This is a genomic window from Lysobacter sp. Soil_N_51 (assembly GCF_057655755.1).
The window spans coordinates 365123-382421 of the sequence record NZ_JBDGLR010000007.1; the positions used below are offsets into that span (position 1 = coordinate 365123).

The following is a 17299-nucleotide window of genomic DNA, read 5'->3' on the forward strand; positions in this document are numbered from 1 at the left end:
GCGCGCCGCAAGCGCGAGCGCATCGGCCTGCACCTCGGCCAGCACGATCCATCGCGACCGCATCGGGCTGAACCCGCCTGGATCGTAAGTCCGGCGAACAGTCCACGCCACCCGAGCCGAACCGAACCGAACCGACCAGCTTCGACCCGACCCATCAGCGCCATCGCCCGACCGATCAACCACCGCATCCGTCCCAGTTTCCGCACCACCGTCGCCCAGCCGCGCAAGCGCGCAACCTGCGACTTCAGTAATCTTCCTTCCTCACGCTTTCTCAAGCCCCGGCCAGACCCCAAGACCATGACCGACGACAACCTTCCGCCCATCGACGAGAACCATCTGATCGCGGAGCGTCGCGCCAAACTCAAGGCCTTGCGCGGGGAGGGCATCGCCTTCCCGAACGACTTCCGCCGCGGCGACTACACCGGCGACCTGCAGGCGCAGTACGCCGACGCCGAGCACTGGAACCAGGAATCGCTGGATACCGAGGCGCGCCGGGTCGCGGTCGCCGGCCGCATCCTGCTCAAGCGAGTGATGGGCAAGGCCAGCTTCGTGCAGATCCAGGACGAATCCGGGCGCATCCAGCTGTTCCTGCAGTCCAACGCGCTGGGCGAGGTGTACGACAAGTTCAAGGGCTGGGACGTGGGCGACATCGTCGCCGCCGAAGGCACGGTCACCCGCACCAAGACCGGCGAGCTGTCGGTCAAGGCCGATTCGCTACGCCTGCTGACCAAGTCGCTGCGCCCGCTGCCGGACAAGCACCACGGCCTGACCGATGTCGAGCAGCGCTACCGCCAGCGCTATGTCGACCTGATCGTCTCGCCCGACGCGCGCGACGTGTTCGTCAAGCGCTCCAAGATCATCCGCGCGATGCGCGCGTGGCTCGACACCCGGCGCTTCCTGGAAGTGGAAACGCCGATGATGCATTACATCCCCGGCGGCGCCGCGGCCAAGCCCTTCGTCACCCACCACAACGCGCTCGACCTGGAGCTGTACCTGCGCGTCGCGCCGGAGCTGTACCTCAAGCGCCTGGTGGTCGGCGGCCTGGAGCGCGTCTACGAGATCAACCGCAACTTCCGCAACGAGGGCGTGTCGACCCGGCACAACCCCGAATTCACCATGCTCGAGCTGTACGAGGCCTACGCCACTTACACCGAGATCATGGACCTGACCGAGTCGGTGATCCGCCACGCCGCGCAGGAAGTGCTCGGCAAGACCCAGGTAGAGTGGGACGGCCACGCGATCGACCTGGGGCCGGGCTTCCGCCGCTGGTCGATGACCGACGCGGTGCTCGAGCACAACCCGGAGATCAAGCGTGAGGATCTGCGCAACCTGGACGCCATGCGCGCCCACGGCGCGCGCCTGAAGGTCGCGGTCAAGCCGTCCTACGGCTGGGGCAAGCTGCTGCTGGAAATCTTCGAAAAGACCGTCGAACACACCCTGATCCAGCCGACCTTCATCACCGACCATCCGGTCGAGGTGAGCCCGCTGGCGCGCGCCAACGACGCCGATCCGGAGTTGACCGACCGCTTCGAACTGTTCGTCGGCGGCAAGGAGCTGGCCAACGGTTTCTCCGAGCTCAACGACCCCGAAGACCAGGCCGCGCGCTTCCTGGCCCAGGTCGAACAGAAGGACGGCGGCGACGACGAGGCGATGCATTTCGACGCCGATTACATCCGGGCGCTCGAGGTCGGTCTGCCGCCCACCGGTGGCCTGGGCATCGGCATCGACCGGCTGGTGATGATGCTGACCGGCTCGTCGTCGATCCGCGACGTGCTGCTGTTCCCGTACATGCGTCCGGAAGCCTGAGATCGCACGCCTGAGCCACGCAGCGCGGCGCTTTCGTCTGGGCCGCGCGAACGCCAGAGCGGCGCGCATCAACGCGGGTTAAGCTGTACACCGGCCAGCTCGCGCTGGCCGTTTTCGTTATACGTTTACGTGTAAACCGTGACGAGCTGCGCGCAATTGCACGCCTCGCTCATACGCATCCCGACTCAGGCATGACCGGTCGGGACTTTCGGCGGCTGTCACAGGCATTGCGGCGGAGTATGCTCGCAGGCCGGTCGCCACAGGGGGTGGCCTCACTACGGGTATCGGTGTGAACGTCGTTATCGTCGATGACCAGACATCCGCGCGGACGATGCTGCGCCACATCATCGAGGACATCGCGTCCGAGCTGTCGGTGCACGATTTCGGCGAGCCCGAAGCCGCGCTGGCCTGGTGCGAAAGCCATCAGCCCGACCTGCTGCTGCTCGATTACCGCATGCCCGGCATCGATGGGCTCGAGTTCGCGCGGCGTTTCCGCCGCCTGCCGATGCACCGCGACATTCCGATCATCCTGGTCACCGTGGTCGGCGACGAACCGGTCCGCCAGGCCGCGCTGGAAGCCGGGGTGATCGATTTCCTGGTCAAGCCGGTGCGCCCGCGCGAACTGCGCGCGCGTTGCCGCAACCTGCTGCAACTGCGCCAGCAGTCCGAAAACGTCAAGCAACGCGCGTTGTCGCTGGAGCAGCGGCTACTGTCGAGCATGCACGAGGTCGAGGAGCGCGAACGCGAAACCCTCTCAAGGCTGGCCCGCGCGATCGAGTTCCGCGACGCCGGCACCAGCGCCTACCTGGAGCGCATGGCCCATATCGCCGGGCTGATCGCCGAGCAGCTGGGCATGTTCGAGGACGAGATCCGGGTCATCGAGATGGCCGCGCCGCTGCACGACATCGGCAAGATCGCCATCCCCGACGCGGTGCTGATGAAGCCCGGTCCGCTGACCGAGGAGGAGACGGCGATCATGCGCCGCCACCCCAAGATCGGCTACGAACTGCTCAGCGGCAGCCAGAACCGTTTCATTCAGGCCGGCGCCCTGATCGCCCTGCGCCACCACGAGCGCTACGACGGCAGCGGCTACCCGGACGGGCTGGTCGGCGAGGAAATTCCGCTGGAAGCCCGGATCGTGGCGGTCGCGGATGTGTTCGACGCTCTCATTTCGCCGCGTCCGTACAAGAAAGCCTGGGACGTGGACGCCGCCTTGGGGTATATGTACGCCCAACGCGGGCGCTTGTTCGACCCGCGATGCGTGGACGCGCTGATTCGCAGCCGCGCCCGACTCGACGAAATCTGCCAACGCTATTCGACGAGTTCTACCCGCCCCGGCTTGGAGTAGCCGATGGATGCCATCTTGCGCTTGTTCAAGGAGCGCCTTTCGAATCGCCCGGACAGCGAGCACGGGCAGGCATTGGTCCGGCTCATCATCGCCTGCCTGATCGTCGCCTATCTGTTCGGCCTGCAGGCCTTCGACCGCGACAGCCGCTCGACCCAGACCATGCTGTGGGTGATGTCGGCCGAATCGCTGGTCGGCCTGGGCCTGCTGGCGGCGATCCTGCGCCGGCCCGGGGTCTCGCACCTGCGGCGCTGGATCGGCATGCTCGCCGACTATTCGACCCTGGCGATGCTGATGTCGCTGGACGCGCCGTCGCTGGCGCCGCTGTACGTGATCATCCTGTGGGTCACGATCGGCAACGGCCTGCGCTTCGGCACCCGCTACCTGTTCACCGCCGCGACCCTGGCCGGGGTCTCGTTCATGGCGGTGGTGCTGGGCAACGAATACTGGCGCGAGCAGCCGTATCTGTCGGTGGGGTTGTGGCTGGGTCTGGTGGCGATCCCGGCGTATCTGTCCTCGCTGATGCGCAACCTGCACAAGGCCACCGCCGACGCGCGCCGCGCCAACGAAGCCAAGAGCCGGTTCCTGGCCAATATGAGCCACGAGCTGCGCACCCCGCTCAACGGCATCATCGGCATGGCCGAGCTGATGCACGGCACCCGCCTGGGACCGGAGCAGCGCGAGTACGCCGACGTCATCCACGCCTCGGCGCAGTCGCTGCTGTTGCTGGTCAACGACGTGCTCGACATCTCCGCGATCGAGGCCGGCAAGCTGCAGCGCCGCGACGTCGATTTCAACCTGCAGGACGTGATGAAGCGGCTGCAGACCATGCTGCAACCGCTGGCCGCGGCGAAGGGGCTCACGCTCAAGGTCGACGTCGAGCACGACGTGCCGGTGCGCCTCAACGGAGACGGCGCGCTGCTGACTCAGGTGCTGTTGAACCTGCTGCACAACGCGATCAAATTCACCGAGAAGGGCGGGGTGTCGCTGATCACCCGCCTGGCCGCGGGCGGGCCGACCGCGACCGCCGACGGCGGCCGCGAGGTGCGCCTGCGTTTCTCGGTGCGCGACACCGGCATCGGCGTGCCCAGCGAGGACGTCGACCGGATCTTCCAGGCCTTCGAGCAACTCGATAACGGCCCGACCCGGCGCTTCGGCGGTACCGGCCTGGGCACCACGATCGCCAAGACCCTGACCCTGCTGCTCGGCGGCCAGATCGCGCTGGAGGCCAACCCCGGCGGCGGCAGCCATTTCTGGATCGAACTGCCGCTGCGCTTGGAGCAGGCCACGCCGGACCAGGCCACCGCCGTGGTCCAGGGCGACGGCAAGGTGATCTCGTTCGAAGACCCGTTCGTGCGCCACAAGACCCGGGTGCGCAATCTCAAGGTGCTGATCGCCGACGACCAGTCGGCCAACCGGGTCGTGCTGACCCGCATCCTCGAGCGCGCCGGGCACCGCGTGGTCGCGGTCAACGACGGCGAACAGGCGCTGGATCAGCTCGAACTGGGCCAGTTCGACCTGGCGGTGCTGGACATGCACATGCCCGGGCTCAGCGGCCTGGACGTGATCCGGCAACTGCGCTTCATGCAGGCCGGCAGCGCCCGCGGCACCCCGACCATCGTGCTCAGCGCCGACGCGACCCTGCAGGCGTCGGAAGCGGCCAGCGAGGCCGGGGCGATGGCGTTCCTGACCAAGCCGATCGTGGTCGGGCGGCTGCTGGAAACCATCGCCGAAGTGGTCGACACCCAGCGCATGCCGACGGTGCGCGCGATCAGCGACGTGACTCGGCCGATGACCAATCCGGCGGTGCTCACCGAACTGGCCGAGATGGGCCTGGGCGAGCAGTTCCTGCGCGACTTCGTCGAGCAATGCCTCAAGGACGCCTACGTGTGCCAGTTCGAACTGGGCAACGTCGGGCCGAAGGGCGACTGGGACGAGTTCCGCGAGATCGCCCATGCCTACAAGGGCGTGGCCGAGAACCTCGGCGCGCACTCGATCGCCGAGCGCTGTTCGCAGATCATGCGCGCGAACGACGAGGTGCTGGCGCGCGAGCAAGCCAAGCTGATCGCCGACCTGTCCGCGCAATTGGCGGCGGTCGCCGACATCAGCCGGCAGGAAGTCGCACGCTTGAGCCGCGATCGACGCGGCAAGGACGTCCCCGACGTTTCCTGATTGCATCCTGCCACGCATCCTGCGTGGCAGGCTCCCCCCCGTAAGACATTACGCGAGCGCCAATGCCCGCTCGCTCGATCCGGCCCGACGCTGTTGCGCGCGCACCAGGCGTTCCATGGTCTTGAGCCCGCGATCGTTGAGGCGCATCGCCGCATCGACCCATTGCGTGGTCACCGACAGCAGTTCCTCCAGGCTCACCGGACGGCAGGCCTCGCGCACCGCGTTCATCGCGCGCAGGGCGTTGCTCATGCGCTGGTGGCGCTTGATCAGGTCGGCCGCGGCCTGCAGTCCGTCGCCGCGCGGCACGACTTGATCGATCACGCCCATGCGCAGCAGCTCCTCGACCGGGTACACGCGCGCGTTGAGCATCATGCGTTCGGCCTGGGCCGGGGCGATGCGGCGGGTCAGGAAGGTGTAGGCGCCCATGCCGGGGAACAGGTCGAACAACACTTCCGGGAAGCCCATGCCGGTGCCGGCCTCGGCGATGATCGTGTGGCAGCACAGCGCGGCCTCGAAACCGCCGCCGAGCGCGTCGCCCTGGATCACCGCGACGCTGTGGACGCGGTCCTCGCGCAGGCGGTGCAGGTTGAAGGCGACCTCGATGCACAGCCGTGCGTAGTCGAGCAGGTGCTGGCGATCGCCGTCGCGGATCAGGCGCGAGAACAAGGCCAGGTCGCCGCCGAGGTTGAACACGTCCGAGTCGGAGGCGAGCACGAAGTGGTGGATGCCGGCGCGCGGATCGGTGTCGGCGGCGAGGCTGCGGCGGATGCGTTCCTGCATCCGTTTCATCTGGTGCAGCAGCGGCTCGGAGAAACACGGGTGATAGCCGAAACCGTCGCCGGAGCGCTCGGCGGTTTGGGCGTGCATGTAGCACCAGTCGGCGTTGCCGCTCGGATCGGCCACATGGCGCAGCAATGAGGAAGCGGACTCGATCGGCACGCGAGTAGGAATGGACATGGCGGACTCCTGGGAGGTTAGGGGCGGGCGGTGGACCCACGTCGCGATGCTACACCTCACCTGAAGAACGTTCAGACTACGTTCGGTCTTGAATCGACGCCGTCGCCGGACACGAAAAAGGCCCCTTTCGGGGCCTTTTTCGCTAACGCCGACTCACGCCGCTTACTACGACCGCACATCGGCTGCTATATCGCGCCCGCGGGTTTCGCCTGTTCATCGCGAACCGAGCATGGCTCGCTCGCGATCGCGCAGCGCTAACCTCGCGATCGATTCGCCATCACTTGGGCGCGTCGCGCAACTCGCGGCGCAGGATCTTGCCGACGTTGGTCTTGGGCAGTTCCTTGCGGAACTCCACGTACTTGGGATGCTTGTAGCCGGTCAGGTTGAGACGCGCATGCGCCTTGACGTCCTCGGCGGTCAGCGCCTCGTCCTTCTTCACGATCACCACCTTGACCGCTTCACCGGACTTGTCGTCGGGTACGCCGACCGCGGCGACTTCGAGCACGCCGGGCATCATCGCGATCACGTCCTCGATCTCGTTGGGGTACACGTTGAAGCCCGAGACCAGGATCATGTCCTTCTTGCGGTCGACGATATAGAAGTAGCCCTTCTCGTCCATCCGCGCCATGTCGCCGGTGTGCAGCCAGCCGTCCTTGTCGATGACGTCGTCGGTTTCCTTCGGCCGCTGCCAATAGCCCTTCATCACCTGCGGGCCCTTGATGCACAACTCGCCGACTTCGCCGACGCCGAGGACGTTGAAGTTCTCGTCCTGCACGCAGGCGTCCGTCGAGGAGATCGGCAGGCCGATCGCGCCGTTGTAGGCGGGCAGGTCCATCGGGTTGATGCAGGCCGCGGGCGAGGTCTCGGTCAGGCCGTAGGCCTCGATCAGGGTCACGCCGGTGACTTGCTTCCAGCGATCGGCGACCGAGCGCTGCACGGCCATGCCGCCGCCGAGGGTCAGGTGCAGCTTGGAGAAATCGACCTCGTCGAAACCGGGCGTGTTGAGCAGGCCGTTGAACAGGGTGTTGACGCCGGTGATCGCGGTGAACGGCGTGTTCTTGAGTTCCTTCACGAACGCCGGCATGTCGCGCGGGTTGGTGATCATGTGGTTGAGGCCGCCGAACTTCATGAACACCAGTCCGTTCGCCGTCAACGCGAAGATGTGGTACAGCGGCAGCGCGGTGATGATGATTTCCTGGCCGGGCTTGGCGTTGGCGCCGACCCACGCCGCGGCCTGCTGCATGTTCGCGACCAGGTTACGGTGCGTCAGCATCGCCCCCTTCGCGACACCCGTGGTACCGCCGGTGTATTGCAAAAACGCAATGTCGTCCGGCGAAATCTCCACCTGCGGCAGCTTGTGCATCTGCCCGAGCGTGAGCGTGTCGCGAAACCGCACCGCGCCCGGAATGTCGTACTCGGGCACCATCTTTTTCACGTACTTGAGCACGAAGTTCATGATCGGGCCCTTGAGCCCGCCGATCATGTCGCCCAATCCGGTGGTGATGACCTGCTTGACCGGCGTGTCGGCGACCACGCTCTGCACGGTGTCGCCGAAGTTGTCGAGCACGAAGATCACCGACGCGCCCGAATCCACCAGCTGGTGCTTGAGCTCGCGCGGGGTGTACATCGGATTGGTGTTGACCACGGTCAGCCCGGCGCGCAGCACGCCGAAGGTCGCGATCGGGTACTGCAGGCAGTTGGGCATCATGATCGCGACGCGATCGCCCTTCTTGAGCTTGAGCTCACCGAGCAGGTAAGCGGCGAATTGCGCGCTGAGCCGGTCGATGTCGCCGTAGGTCAGGACCTTGCCGAAATTGGAGAAAGCGGGGCGGTCGCGGTACTTTTCGATCGCGTTTTCCAGCACCGACACCACCGACGGGAATTCCTCCACGTCGATCTGCGCGGGCACGCCTTGCGGATATTGGGCAAGCCACGGACGTTCCAAACTCATCGCGATCCCCTCTTTAAATCGCTTCGCCGATACTGGCCGCCGGCTTGCTGTGTGCGCCGCCGTACGGTGTTCGCTCGATTGGAGCATAGGCTCTACTGGCTGGCAAGGCGGTGTCGCGGGCGCGGCCGGGGATGCTGTCCGCGGCACCGCGAACCTGTCACGATGAGCGCCGATGCGGCGGCCCGAACGGTCGTGCGAAGACAGGACGTCGGCCCGCCGGGGCCGGGACGCAGAGGGTTATCGATGGGGTATGCACAGACAATCGCCCGATTTTCCGCGCTGGCCCGCCCGCGAGGGGCGTGGATGAGCGCGACAGGGCGGTCGGTCGCTCGCCGGCCCGGGCCGCGCGCGCTGTGGCTGCTGGGGTTGCTCGCGCTGCTGCTGAGCGCCTGCGGCGAACAGGCGCCGCCCGAACAGCGCCTGCGGGCGACCGTGCAGCAACTGCACGAGACCATCCAGCAACGCGACCCGAGCGCGCTCGAGGATTTGCTGGCCAAGGATTTCGTCGGCACCAACGGCCTGGACCGGCTCGGTGCGCGGCGCATGGCGATGGCGCTGTTCCTGCGTTATCGCAAGGTCGGGATCAAGCTGGGGCCGTTGAAGGTGCAGATGCAACCCGGCCACGCCACGGTGACGTTCACCGCCGCCTTGACCGGCGGCGCGGCCGCCGCGATTCCCGACGCGGCGCAGATCTACGACGTGCAGACCGGCTGGCGCGAGGAAGACGGGCAATGGCGGCTGACTTCGGCGCGATGGACGCCGGTGTTGTAGCGGACGGTTGCGCAGCGGTTGCCGCCGCTGCGGCACGGGAGTTTGCTGCTTTTGCTTCTCCCGCAAGCGGGAGAAGGTGCCCGCAGGGCGGATGAGGGACGTCGGTATCGCCAGCCTCCTGGGTACGAACGGCGCAAGCCGCGACCGTCATCTTGGAGCTCGCGCCGCAACGGCTTGAATCCATCGCGATCCGATCGAAAACGATCTGCCCGATCCGTCGTTGCGACGATCGCTACCTGTAGGAGCGGCGCAAGCCGCGACCGCGAAACCGCAACAACAACGCATCGCTGTCGGGCGATCGTGACGCCATTATTCGGTCAGCAGCGACGCAAGTGGCTGCATCGCGGTCGCGGCTTGCGCCGCTCCTACAGTGCAATACGTATCGTGCGTGGTGATCCGAGGTCCTGCGGTGCGGATTCGCGGCCCTCACCCCAACCCCTCTCCCGCCAGCGGGAGAGGGGCTTAACCTCGGTGGGCTTGCGCTCGGCACGGAGCCGATCAAGCCGCCTTTTTCGCAGCCAACTGGCGCAGCACGTAATGCAGGATACCGCCGTGGCGGAAGTACTCGACTTCCTTCGGCGTCAACAGCAACACCTTCACTTCGAACTTCTGTTCGCCGCCATCGGCCTTCCTGGCCACCAGGGTCGCGGTCTTGGATTTGCCGTCGTCAAGACCGATCACGTCGATCGTCTCCGAACCGTCCAGGCCATGCGTCTGCGCGTTCTCGCCGTCCTTGAACTGCAAGGGCAGTACGCCCATGCCGACCAGGTTGGAGCGGTGGATGCGCTCAAAGCTTTCGGCGATCACCGCCTTGACGCCCAGCAGATTGGTGCCCTTGGCCGCCCAGTCGCGCGAGGAGCCGGTGCCGTATTCCTTGCCGGCGAACACCACCAGCGGCACGCCGTCGGCCTTGTACTTCATCGCCGCATCAAAGATCGCCAACTTCTCGCCCTGGCCGCCGTTCTTGGAGAAATACAGCGTATTGCCGCCTTCTTCGCCACCGAACATCAGGTTCTTGATGCGAATGTTGGCGAAGGTGCCGCGCACCATCACGTCGTCGTTGCCGCGGCGCGAACCGTAGCTGTTGAAGTCGGCCGGCTGCACGCCGCGTTCCTGCAGGAAGCGGCCCGCCGGCGAATCCTTCTTGATGTTGCCGGCCGGCGAGATGTGGTCGGTGGTGATCGAATCGCCGAACACGCCCATGACCCGCGCGCCGTGCACGTCGTCGATGCTGCCCACGTCCATGGTCATGCCGTCGAAGTAGGGCGGGTTCTTGATGTAGGTCGAGGACGCATCCCACTGGAACGATTCGCCGTCGGGCGAGGCGATCTGGTTCCAGCGGGTGTCGCCCTTGAACACGTCGGCGTAGTTCTGCGCGAACAGTTCCGGGCCGACGGTCGCGGCGATCATGTCGCCGATCTCTTTATTGGTCGGCCAGATGTCGCGCAGGTACACGTCCTTGCCGTCGCTGCTCTTGCCGATCGGCTCCTGGGTCAAGTCGATATTGACCGTGCCGGCGATCGCGTAAGCGACCACCAGCGGCGGCGAAGCCAGATAGTTGGCTTTGACTTCCGGATGCACGCGGCCTTCGAAATTGCGGTTGCCCGACAGCACCGAGGCCACCACCAGTTCGTTCTCGGCGATGCCCTTGGACACTTCGTCCGGCAGCGGGCCGGAGTTGCCGATGCAAGTGGTGCAGCCGTAGCCGACCACATAGAAACCCAGCGTTTCCAGGTCGGCCAGCACGCCGGCCTTGCGCAGGTAATCGGTCACCACCAGCGAGCCCGGGCCGAGCGAAGTCTTGACCCATGGCTTGGACTTGAGCCCCAGCCGCGCCGCGTTGCGCGCGAGCAGGCCGGCGCCGAGCATCACCGCCGGGTTGGAGGTGTTGGTGCACGAGGTGATCGCGGCGATGACCACCGAGCCGTCGCACAGTTCGGCGTCCTGATCCTTGATCCGGATCTTCGACACCGGCTTGGCGGCCAGGTGATCGGCCTGCGGCTGGTCGCCGCCTTCGGCCTTCAATTCCTCTATCGCGCAGCCGACCCTGGACTTGCGGTTGGCGATCAGCGGGCCGAGGTTGTCGGCGAAGTTGGTATGCACGTTTTCGAGCAGCACGCGGTCCTGCGGGCGCTTCGGGCCGGCCATCGACGGGCGCACGTCGCCCAGGTCGAGTTCCAGCGTGGCCGAATAGATCGCGTGCGGCTGGCCGGGTTCGTGCCACAGGCCCTGGGCCTTGGCGTAGGCCTCGACCAGGGCGATCTGTTCTTCCGAGCGGCCCGACAAGCGCAGATAGGTCACCGATTCGCTATCGATCGGGAAGATGCCGCAGGTCGCGCCGTACTCGGGCGCCATGTTGGCGATGGTCGCGCGATCGGCCAGCGGCAGGTGCTGCAGGCCTTCGCCGAAGAACTCGACGAACTTGCCGACCACGCCATGCTTGCGCAGCATCTGGGTCACGGTCAGGACCAGGTCGGTCGCGGTCGCGCCCTCGGGCAACTGGCCAGTCAGTTTGAAGCCGACCACCTGCGGGATCAGCATCGACGAGGGCTGGCCGAGCATCGCCGCTTCGGCCTCGATGCCGCCCACGCCCCAGCCGAGCACGCCGATGCCGTTGATCATGGTGGTGTGGCTGTCGGTGCCGAACACGGTGTCCGGGAACGCCTGCAGCACGCCGTCGACCTCACGGCCCATGACCACGCGCGCCAGGTTCTCCAGATTCACCTGATGGACGATGCCGGTGTTGGGCGGCACCACCTTGAAATTCTCGAACGATTTCTGACCCCAGCGCAGGAAGCTATAGCGCTCCATGTTGCGTTCGAATTCGATCTTGCCGTTGAGGTCCAGCGCCTGCGGGCTGCCGAACACGTCGACCTGGACCGAGTGGTCGATCACCAGTTCCGACGGGATCAGCGGATTGATCTGCGAAGGCTTGCCGCCGAGCTTGCTGACCGCGTCGCGCATCGCCGCCAGATCGACCACGCAGGGCACGCCGGTGAAGTCCTGCAGCACCACGCGCGCGGGCATGAAGGCGATTTCCTGATCGGGTTCCTTGTTGGCGTCCCATTGCGCGACCGCTTCGATGTGCTCCTTGCCGACCGTCATGCCGCCGTCTTCGTGACGCAGCAGGTTTTCCAGCAGGATCTTCATCGAGTAGGGCAGGCGGGCGATGTCGTAGCGCTCGCCCAGGGCCGGCAGGCTGAAGTAGGTGTAGTCGCGGCCGTTGACGGACAGTCGGCGGCGGGTGGAAAACGAGTCGCTCATGCGGTGAACTCCTGTGGAGATGCTGGCTCGCGCCTCGCGCCGGGCGAGGATCTGCTTGCGGTGGAGCGGACGGCGCAATGCGTGGCGGGGTGGTGAGCCCGATTATCCACCACTTGTCGCTGCAACTTTGTGCACGGCGTGTCGACGAACGCGCGCGCGGGCGCTCGGCCTCGCCGCGCCGAGGTCATTTCGTCACGCCCTGCCAGGTGGTTTTGAGCATTTGCAGAAACTGTTCCGCCGCCGCGGACAACACAGCGTTGCGCCGGCGGACGATGCCGATGGTGCGCGAGACCACCGGGTGCTCGAGCGGGCGGGTGACCAGGATGGGGTGCTCCTGCTGCGGCGTCGCCATCCGCGGCAGCACCGATATGCCGACGCCGGCCTCGACCATGCCCAGCGAGGTCGACAGATGGGTCACCTCGTAGAACCAGCTGAGCTTGAGGTTCTCGCGGGCGAGGGCGCCGTCGAGCAGGATGCGGTTGCCGCTGGTCCGGTGCACCGTGATGAGGCGATGGCTGGCCAGGTCGTTCCAGCTCACCTTGCGTTTGCGCGCCAGCGGGTGGTCGCGCCGGCACGCTAGCACGAACGGGTCTTCGACCAGCACGTCGAAGTTCAGTTCCGGGTCGGAGGCGCCCATGAAGTTGATGCCGAACTCGACTTCGCCGCGTTCCACCGCCTGCAGGCCGTCGGTGGCGGGCAGGTCGAGGATGCGGAAACGCACCTTGGGATGCTCCTCGTGGAAGCGCGCGATCACGCTGGGCAGGAAGTAGAACGCCGCGGTCGGCAGGCAGGCGATGGTGACCTGACTGCCGCGTCCGTCGTCGATGCCGCGCGCGGCGAACAGCGAGCCGTCGAACTCTTCGAGCATGCGCCGCACCAACGGCAGCAGGTTCTGCCCGACCGCCGTCAGCGACACGCTGCGGGTGGTGCGCTCCAGCAGCGGCGCGCCGACCGCTTCCTCCAGTTTCTGGATGCGCCGGCTCAGGGCCGGCTGCGAGATGTGCAGCGCTTCGGCGGCGCGATGGAAGCTGCGGGTCTCGCTGACGGTGAGGAAAGCGCGCAGGTCGAGGATTTCGCAATTGATGCTCATAGTGGATCAATCCTTCGAAAAATAGCATTTCTAAGATAAATCACGGCGTGCCAGCATCGCATCACTGGATCGCATTGATCCGATACAGGTATCAATCCGTGGGGCCTATGTCCAGCGACCTGCTAAGCGTGCCTTGCGTCCTGATGCGGGGCGGAACCTCCAAGGGGCCGTTTTTCCTGGCCGACGACCTGCCGGCCGACCCGGCCTTGCGAGATGCTTTCCTGCTCGATGTGATGGGATCCGGCCATCCGCTGCAGATCGACGGCATCGGCGGTGGCAATCCGCTGTCGAGCAAGGTCGCGATCGTCGGTCGCGCGTCGCGCGCCGACGCCGACGTGGACTACCTGTTCGCGCAGGTGCGGGTCGACCAGCGCGTCGTCGACACCACGCCCAACTGCGGCAACATGCTCGCCGCGGTGGCGCCGTTCGCGATCGAGGCCGGATTGGTCCAGGCGCGGCATCCGCAGACGCAGGTGCGCATCCACAACGTCAATACCGGCAAGGTCGTGGTTGCGACCGTGCAGACGCCGAACGGCAGGGTGAAGTACCGGGGCGACACCGTCATCGCCGGGGCGCCGGGCGCGGGAAGCCCGATCTCGCTCGCCTTCCTCGATGCGGCCGGAGCCCGCACCGGCCGCCTGCTGCCCACCGGCCACGCCAGCGAACGCATCGACGGCGTCGACGCGAGTTGCGTCGACTGCGCGATGCCGATGGTGCTGGTGCCGGCCCAGGCGCTGGGCTTGCGCGGCGACGAAGCGCCGGCGCGTCTGGACGCCGATGCGGCGCTGCTGCGGCGCCTGGAGAAGATTCGCATCGAAGCCGGTCACCGCATGGGCATCGCCGACGCCGCCGAGCGGGTCATTCCCAAACCGGTACTGCTGTCGCCGCCGATGCATGGCGGCACGTTGCAAGTGCGTTATTTCATGCCGCAACGGTGCCATGGCGCATTGGCGATCACCGGCGCGGTCGGCATCGCCACGGCCTGCGCCACCGAAGGAACCGTGGCGCAGACGATGTTGCGCGAGCGCGATCTGGCTAAGCCGATCACGCTCGAACATCCCAGCGGCACTTTGGAAGTGCGACTCGAACGCACGGCCGCGGGCGATGCCATCGCCAGCGTGGTGCGCACGGCGCGGCGCTTGTTGGAGGGCCGCGTGTTCACCTCGCTGATACCCGAGTCCGGGGCCGCGAGGATGTAGATATCGACGGCCCGAACCACGACAGTGAGGGGGCCTTCAGATCGGTTTTCATGAGGCACACGACATCCTGGGAGGGATCGATGTTCAACAAGAAATTCATCGCCGCCGCCGCTGCCGTCTTGGTAGCGGCCGCCGCGGCGCTCTCCGGCTGCGGCCAGGGCGACATCGTCGGCGGCGAACGCAGGCCGGTGCGCATCAGCGTGGGGTCCTACAACCTCAACAACCTGCCGTTCTTCATCGCCGACGCCAAGGGTTATTTCGCCGAGGCCGGCGTGCACGTGCGCACCGAAAACTTCGCCCAGGGCGGTTCGAAGGTGTTGCAGGCGCTGGTGGCCGGTTCCACCGACGTGGCGGTGGGGTTTTACGACCACACCATCCAGATGCAGGCCAAGCGCAAGGACGTCTCCGCGTTCGTGCTGTTGTCGCGCAATTCCGGGCTGGTGCTGGCCGGGCGCAAGGACACGCGCTTCGATCCGAAGCAGCCGCAGACCATCCGCGGCCTGAAGATCGGCATCACCGCGCCGGGCTCGTCGTCGGATTTCTTCGTGCGCCATTTCCTCTCGCGCCACGGCATCGACGAAAACGCGGTGTCGATCATCGGCGTCGGTTCCGGCGCGGCCGCGGTGGCGGCGCTGCAGCAGGGCAAGGTCGACCTGCTGGTGAATTACGATCCGGCGGCGACCTTGATCGAGGCGCGCGGCATCGGCCGCATCCTGATCGATGCGCGCAGCGACGAGGGCGCGCGCGAGGTGTACGGTGGCCTTTATCCGACTTCGGTGCTGTACGCGCAGAGCGCGTTCCTGCAAAAACATCCGCAGGTCGCCGAGCGCATCGCGCGCGCCCAGCTCAAGGCGCTGCGTTTCATCGAGGACACGCCGCCCGAGCAGATCGTGGCCGCGCTGCCGGACCGCTACGTTTCCGGCGATCGCGCCGCCTACGCCCAGGCCGTGGCGCGCGCCAAGGCGATCTTCTCGCGCGACGGCCGGTTCGTGCCGGCGGATCTGCAAACGCCGCTGGCGGTCTTGCGCGAATTCGATCGCAGCGTCGCCGCTGCCCAGATCGACCTGGGCAAGACCTACACCAACCGTTTCGTCGACGACGCGCTCGCCGCGTCGTCGCGTTGACCGATGGGAGGGCACGTCATGGCCACCACCGCCACGGTGCGACAACTGCACCAAGACCCGGCCGGCGCGAACGCCGCCACCCTGGTCGCGATCGAAGGCATCACCATGTCGTTCGGCGACTTCACCGCGGTGCGCGACGTCGACATCGGCGTCGCCGACGGCGAATTCCTCGCGATCGTCGGCCCGACCGGCTGCGGCAAGAGCACCATCCTCAACGCCGTGGCTGGGCTGCTGACGCCGGCCCAGGGCCGCATCGCGATCGACGGCAAGCCGGTGAAGGGCGTGCAGGAAAGCGTGGGCTACCTGTTCCAGCAGGACGCGTTGCTGCCGTGGAAGACCGCGTTGCAGAACGTCGAACTCGGCCTGCGCTTTCGCGGCGTGGCGGCGGCCGAGCGCGAGGCGAGGGCGCGCGCATGGCTGGCGAAGGTGGGGCTCACCGGGTTCGAGGCGCGCTATCCGCACCAACTGTCGGGCGGCCAGCGCAAACGCGTGCAGATGGCGCAAGCCCTGATCGTGGAGCCCAAGGTGATCTTGATGGACGAGCCGTTCTCGGCCCTGGACATCCACACCCGGCACTTGATGCAGAACGAACTGCTGCGCTTGTGGCAGGAACAGCGCCGCTCGGTGATGTTGATCACCCACGACCTGGAAGAGGCGATCGCCCTGGGCGACCGGGTGGTGGTGCTGTCGGCCGGCCCGTCCAGCCGCGTGGTCGAGAGTTTCCACGTTCCGCTCGACCGTCCGCGCGACGTCGCGGAAATCAAGCTCGACCCGCGTTTCATCGACCTGTACCGCGACATCTGGGCCTGCCTGCGTGGCGAAGTGGAGAAGACCTATGCGCAACAACGTGACTGACCGCATCGTGCAACTGCTGCTGGTCGTGGTGCTGTTCGGCGGCTGGCAGGCCGGCGTATCGGCGCAGATGATCGACCCGTTCTTCTTCCCGGCGCCGATAGCGATCGCGCAGCAGGCCTGGGAGTGGCTGTCGGACCCGGGGTTCTACCAGCATGTCGGGATCACCCTGGCCGAGACCGGGCTGGGCTATGTGATCGGCACGACCCTGGGCGTCGCCGGCGGCGTATGGCTGGGCCTGAGCCGGCGTTCGGCGCGGATTCTCGATCCCTTCATCAAGGGCTTCAACGCGATTCCGCGCGTCGTGCTGGCGCCGATCTTCGTGCTGTGGCTGGGCCTGGGCCTGTGGTCGAAGGTGGCGCTGGCGGTGACGCTGGTGTTCTTCACCACCTTCTTCAATGCGATGCAGGGCGTACGCGAGGTCAATCCGACGGTGCTGGCCAACGCGCGCATTCTCGGCGCCGGCCGCAGCGATCTGCTGCGCCACGTGTATTTCCCGGCCGCGGCGAGCTGGATCCTGTCCTCGCTGCGCACCTCGGTCGGCTTCGCCGTGGTCGGCGCGATCATCGGCGAATACCTCGGCGCATCGGCGGGACTGGGCTATCTGATCGCCCAGGCCGAGGGCAACTTCAACGCCGTCGGCGTCTTCGCCGGCATCGCGATCCTGGCCGTGTTCGTGCTGATCATCGACGCCTTCCTCGATATCGCCGAGAACCGCCTGATCGCATGGCGTCCGAACGCGGCGCGCGAAAGCGCCTGAGCCCGGCC

Annotated in this window: 12 protein-coding genes; 8 read left to right on the forward strand and 4 right to left on the reverse strand. The window is 66.5% G+C overall.

The features are described from left to right. Positions 1 to 297 precede the first annotated feature (297 nt). The 3 genes from lysS (at position 298) to AC3A4T_RS15815 (ending at position 5323) form a co-directional block, all read left to right on the forward strand. Entirely contained in the window at positions 298 to 1806 is a 1509-nt protein-coding gene (lysS, locus tag AC3A4T_RS15805) for a lysine--tRNA ligase (RefSeq protein ID WP_487676222.1), read from the forward strand. A gap of 283 nt (positions 1807 to 2089) precedes the next feature. Beyond that, positions 2090 to 3154: a cyclic di-GMP phosphodiesterase response regulator RpfG gene (gene rpfG, locus AC3A4T_RS15810; protein WP_487676284.1), complete on the forward strand. Its 1065-nt coding sequence runs from the start codon at positions 2090 to 2092 to the stop codon at positions 3152 to 3154. 3 nt (positions 3155 to 3157) lie between these two features. Then, a complete protein-coding gene (locus AC3A4T_RS15815; protein ID WP_487676223.1) occupies positions 3158 to 5323 on the forward strand; it encodes an ATP-binding protein in 2166 nt (721 codons plus the stop codon). A gap of 48 nt (positions 5324 to 5371) precedes the next feature. Here the strand turns inward: AC3A4T_RS15815 and AC3A4T_RS15820 are convergent, their stop codons facing one another. Next, complete coding sequence (locus AC3A4T_RS15820; protein WP_487676224.1) at positions 5372 to 6280, reverse strand: crotonase/enoyl-CoA hydratase family protein; 909 nt, start codon at positions 6278 to 6280, stop codon at positions 5372 to 5374. A 277-nt stretch (positions 6281 to 6557) separates the two neighbouring features. After that, positions 6558 to 8231, reverse strand: coding sequence for a long-chain fatty acid--CoA ligase (locus tag AC3A4T_RS15825; RefSeq protein WP_487676225.1), 1674 nt, complete (start codon positions 8229 to 8231; stop codon positions 6558 to 6560). A gap of 303 nt (positions 8232 to 8534) precedes the next feature. On the opposite strand from AC3A4T_RS15825, the gene AC3A4T_RS15830 reads away from it, so the two are divergent. Further along, the gene (locus tag AC3A4T_RS15830; protein WP_487676226.1) at positions 8535 to 9002 is read left to right on the forward strand and encodes a nuclear transport factor 2 family protein; all 468 of its coding nucleotides are present in this window, start codon (positions 8535 to 8537) and stop codon (positions 9000 to 9002) included. 498 nt (positions 9003 to 9500) lie between these two features. On the opposite strand, the gene acnA is transcribed toward AC3A4T_RS15830, so the two are convergent. Both acnA and AC3A4T_RS15840 read right to left on the reverse strand, forming a co-directional pair. Then, on the reverse strand, positions 9501 to 12266 hold the full coding sequence (acnA, locus tag AC3A4T_RS15835) for an aconitate hydratase AcnA (RefSeq protein ID WP_487676227.1): 2766 nt from the start codon (positions 12264 to 12266) through the stop codon (positions 9501 to 9503). A gap of 184 nt (positions 12267 to 12450) precedes the next feature. Next, positions 12451 to 13356 (reverse strand): LysR family transcriptional regulator, encoded by a 906-nt coding sequence (locus AC3A4T_RS15840; RefSeq protein WP_487676228.1) that lies wholly within the window; start codon positions 13354 to 13356, stop codon positions 12451 to 12453. Positions 13357 to 13463: 107 nt separating this feature from the next. Between AC3A4T_RS15840 and AC3A4T_RS15845 the strand changes: the two genes are divergently transcribed. The 4 genes from AC3A4T_RS15845 (at position 13464) to AC3A4T_RS15860 (ending at position 17291) form a co-directional block, all read left to right on the forward strand. After that, positions 13464 to 14555 carry a 4-oxalomesaconate tautomerase gene (locus AC3A4T_RS15845; RefSeq protein WP_487676229.1) on the forward strand — a complete coding sequence of 364 codons (1092 nt, stop codon included), beginning with the start codon at positions 13464 to 13466 and terminating at the stop codon, positions 14553 to 14555. Between the two features lie 80 nt (positions 14556 to 14635). After that, a complete protein-coding gene (locus tag AC3A4T_RS15850) occupies positions 14636 to 15679 on the forward strand; it encodes an ABC transporter substrate-binding protein (RefSeq protein ID WP_487676230.1) in 1044 nt (347 codons plus the stop codon). An 18-nt stretch (positions 15680 to 15697) separates the two neighbouring features. Next, positions 15698 to 16534 (forward strand): ABC transporter ATP-binding protein, encoded by an 837-nt coding sequence (locus AC3A4T_RS15855; RefSeq protein WP_487676231.1) that lies wholly within the window; start codon positions 15698 to 15700, stop codon positions 16532 to 16534. Then, the gene (locus tag AC3A4T_RS15860; protein ID WP_487676232.1) at positions 16515 to 17291 is read left to right on the forward strand and encodes an ABC transporter permease; all 777 of its coding nucleotides are present in this window, start codon (positions 16515 to 16517) and stop codon (positions 17289 to 17291) included. Before AC3A4T_RS15855 ends, AC3A4T_RS15860 begins: the two co-directional genes overlap by 20 nt. The last annotated feature ends 8 nt before the right edge of the window (positions 17292 to 17299 follow it).

Bases quoted from the DNA above. Each gene is read 5' to 3' on its own strand.
- lysS (WP_487676222.1), top strand. From the start codon at position 298: ATGACCGACGACAACCTTCCGCCCATCGACGAGAACCATCTGATCGCG.
- AC3A4T_RS15815 (WP_487676223.1), top strand. From the start codon at position 3,158: ATGGATGCCATCTTGCGCTTGTTCAAGGAGCGCCTTTCGAATCGCCCG.
- AC3A4T_RS15820 (WP_487676224.1), bottom strand. From the start codon at position 6,280: ATGTCCATTCCTACTCGCGTGCCGATCGAGTCCGCTTCCTCATTGCTG.
- AC3A4T_RS15825 (WP_487676225.1), bottom strand. From the start codon at position 8,231: ATGAGTTTGGAACGTCCGTGGCTTGCCCAATATCCGCAAGGCGTGCCC.
- AC3A4T_RS15830 (WP_487676226.1), top strand. From the start codon at position 8,535: ATGAGCGCGACAGGGCGGTCGGTCGCTCGCCGGCCCGGGCCGCGCGCG.
- acnA (WP_487676227.1), bottom strand. From the start codon at position 12,266: ATGAGCGACTCGTTTTCCACCCGCCGCCGACTGTCCGTCAACGGCCGC.
- AC3A4T_RS15840 (WP_487676228.1), bottom strand. From the start codon at position 13,356: ATGAGCATCAATTGCGAAATCCTCGACCTGCGCGCTTTCCTCACCGTC.
- AC3A4T_RS15845 (WP_487676229.1), top strand. From the start codon at position 13,464: ATGTCCAGCGACCTGCTAAGCGTGCCTTGCGTCCTGATGCGGGGCGGA.
- AC3A4T_RS15850 (WP_487676230.1), top strand. From the start codon at position 14,636: ATGTTCAACAAGAAATTCATCGCCGCCGCCGCTGCCGTCTTGGTAGCG.
- AC3A4T_RS15855 (WP_487676231.1), top strand. From the start codon at position 15,698: ATGGCCACCACCGCCACGGTGCGACAACTGCACCAAGACCCGGCCGGC.
- AC3A4T_RS15860 (WP_487676232.1), top strand. From the start codon at position 16,515: ATGCGCAACAACGTGACTGACCGCATCGTGCAACTGCTGCTGGTCGTG.